The sequence below is a fragment of the Streptomyces sp. KLMMK genome (assembly GCF_036961605.1).
Taxonomy (GTDB): Bacteria; Actinomycetota; Actinomycetes; order Streptomycetales; family Streptomycetaceae; genus Streptomyces; species Streptomyces telluris.
This window is the reverse complement of the sequence record NZ_JBAMDC010000631.1, coordinates 1-2,316: the sequence shown is the minus strand read 5'-3', so window position 1 is coordinate 2,316 and position 2,316 is coordinate 1. Positions and strand designations below refer to the sequence as shown.

The following is a 2,316-nucleotide window of genomic DNA, read 5'->3' as shown; positions in this document are numbered from 1 at the left end:
CCTCGCCGTACGAGGCGGGCGGCAGGACGACGCTGCGGCTGCGGTTCTCCTCCTTGGTGCCGAGGCCGCCCGCGACGGCCCGGACGCTCGCCCCGCCGCCCGCGCGCAGCAGGAGCGGCTCGCGCAGCGTCACGCCGCGCAGGCGGGCCCGCTCGATGGAGACGGACCGCGTGGTGAACAGACCGCGACGCACGCGCAGGGTGGCCGCGTCGGTCCACTCCAGGCGGTAGTCCCACCACTGCTCGGCGTACAGCGCGACTGCGCCGACGGCGCCGAGGACGGTGATCGCGAGGAGGGCGAGCGGGACCGTGACCCACAGGAAGCTGTGGCCGAAGTCCTCGAAGGCGCGGCGGACGAAGCCGATGCGCCAGGGCTCGATGCCGATCCCGTCGAGGATCCGCCACACGCCGCCCGCGGCGGCGAAGACGCCGCCGACGACCCAGAACGTCAGCGGGGCGTAGCGCAGCCGGCGCAGGTCGGCGGTGGCGAGCACGGGGTCGTCGGCGCGGCCGGCGCCGGAGCGGGCGAGGAGCTCGGCGCGCAGGCGGACGGCTTCGGGGCGGGCGAGGGCCTCCAGGGAGATCTCGCCGCCGCTCCCCCCGCCGCCGGTGCCGGCGCGCAGCACGGCGAGGCCGAGGACGCGCTGGACGGCGTTGGCGGTGATGTCGACGTTGCGGACGCGGTGCAGGGGGATCGCGCGGACGCTGCGCGTGAACAGGCCCGTGCGGAGCTCGACGGCGTCGGCGGTGACGCGGTAGCGGGTGCGCCGCCAGGTGACGACGCCGCTCGCGGTGATGGCGGCGAAGACGGCGCCGATCACGGCGAGCGTGATCCACGCGCGCGTGTCGAACCGGCCGTCGGTGGCGAGCGCGGTGAGGGCGAGCGAGCCGAGGGGCGCGCCCAGCCAGGTGCAGTGCACGGCGATCGTGCGGGGGTCGAGGGTGCGCCACTGCTCGGGGCGCTGACGGGGGTGCCGGCCGGGCAGCTGCTCGCTCATGCGGCGTCACCGTTCCCGGGCACGAGGCGGGCGGCTTCGGTGATCCGGGCGGCAATCCACTCGGCGGCCTCGTCGGAGACCCCGGTGATGCGGACGTCGCCGGCCGTGGAGGCGGTGGTGACGGTGATCGTGGCGAGGCCGTAGCGGCTCTGGAGCGGACCGCGGACGGTGTCGACCGTCTGGACGCGCGAGAGCGGGGCTATGCGGCGCTTGCGCAGGAGCCAGCCGCCGGAGGCGTAGACCGCCGCCTCCCCGACCTCCCAGGCGTGGACGCGGCAGCGCAGGCGCGGCATCGCCAGGACGTAGCCGGCGGCGGGCAGGACGAGGACGGCGAGGACGAGCGGGCCGAGCCACGGGAGCGCGCCGGGGAAGAACAGGAGGGAGTTCACGAGCAGGGCGGCCGCGACGAGCAGCAGGGGGCCGGTGACCGTCAGGAGTGCCTGCACGGTCCACCAGCGGCGGGCCCCCGGGTCCACGCCGTTGCGGGGTGGCCTGAGCCCGGGCTGTGTCTGTGCGCGTGCGCCGCGTCGGTGTCCTGTCATGGCGTGCCGCCCCTGCTTTCCAAGTCAGTTGTATGGCAATAAGCTATAGCAATACAAACGACTTGGAAAGATGAGGTGGTGGGCGTGCCCAAGCGCGTGGACCACGAGGAGCGCCGCCGGGCGATCGCGGAGGCCCTGTGGCGCATCGCGTGCGCGCGGGGGCTCGACGGCGCGAGCCTGCGCGACGTCGCGGCGGAGGCGGGGATCTCGCTGGGGCAGCTCCAGCACTACTTCTCCAGCAGGGACGAGCTGCTCGTCTTCGCCCTCAAGCACCTGGGCGGCCTGGCGGAGGAGCGCATCCGCAGGCGCCTCATGAGCCTCTCCGCACCGCCGTCGCCGCGGGACGTCCTGCGGGAGACGGTCACGGAGATGCTCCCCCTGGACGAGGAGAGCCGCACCGGGAACCTGGTCCAGATCGCCTACTTCGTCCGCGCCCTCCACGACGAACGGCTGCGAGGCCACGCCAAGGAGGGCGTACCGGCCCTGCGGGCCTTCTACGCGGACCAGATCCGGGCGGGGATCGACCGGGGCGAGGTGGAGGCGGCCCGCGTGCCGGACGCGGAGGCGATGCTGCTGATCGCCCTGACGGACGGGCTGACGACGTATCTCCTGCTGGAGGTGTGCACACCGGAGGAGGCGAAGGGCTTGCTGGAGGGCCATCTGGAACGCCTGTTCACGCCGTAAGGCGGCCGAACGCCGACCCGGCGGGACCGCACGGCCGGGCCGGCCCGCAGGCGAGGGCCCGGCAGGCCGTGCCACTCCCCTCCGCCGCAACGG

Annotated in this window: 3 protein-coding genes; 1 reads left to right on the top strand and 2 read right to left on the bottom strand. The window is 74.7% G+C overall.

Annotated elements, in window-relative coordinates; genetic code table 11:
* Positions 1-997, bottom strand: a 997-nt coding sequence (locus tag V7793_RS36520) for a PH domain-containing protein (RefSeq protein WP_336013977.1), incomplete at its 3' end; no start/stop codon positions are given.
* Positions 994-1,539: a PH domain-containing protein gene (locus V7793_RS36515; protein WP_336013975.1), complete on the bottom strand. Its 546-nt coding sequence runs from the start codon at positions 1,537-1,539 to the stop codon at positions 994-996. The genes V7793_RS36515 and V7793_RS36520, both read right to left, overlap by 4 nt.
* 84 nt (positions 1,540-1,623) lie before the next feature.
* Between V7793_RS36515 and V7793_RS36510 the strand changes: the two genes are divergently transcribed.
* A complete protein-coding gene (locus tag V7793_RS36510) occupies positions 1,624-2,223 on the top strand; it encodes a TetR/AcrR family transcriptional regulator (RefSeq protein WP_336013974.1) in 600 nt (199 codons plus the stop codon).
* The last annotated feature ends 93 nt before the right edge of the window (positions 2,224-2,316 follow it).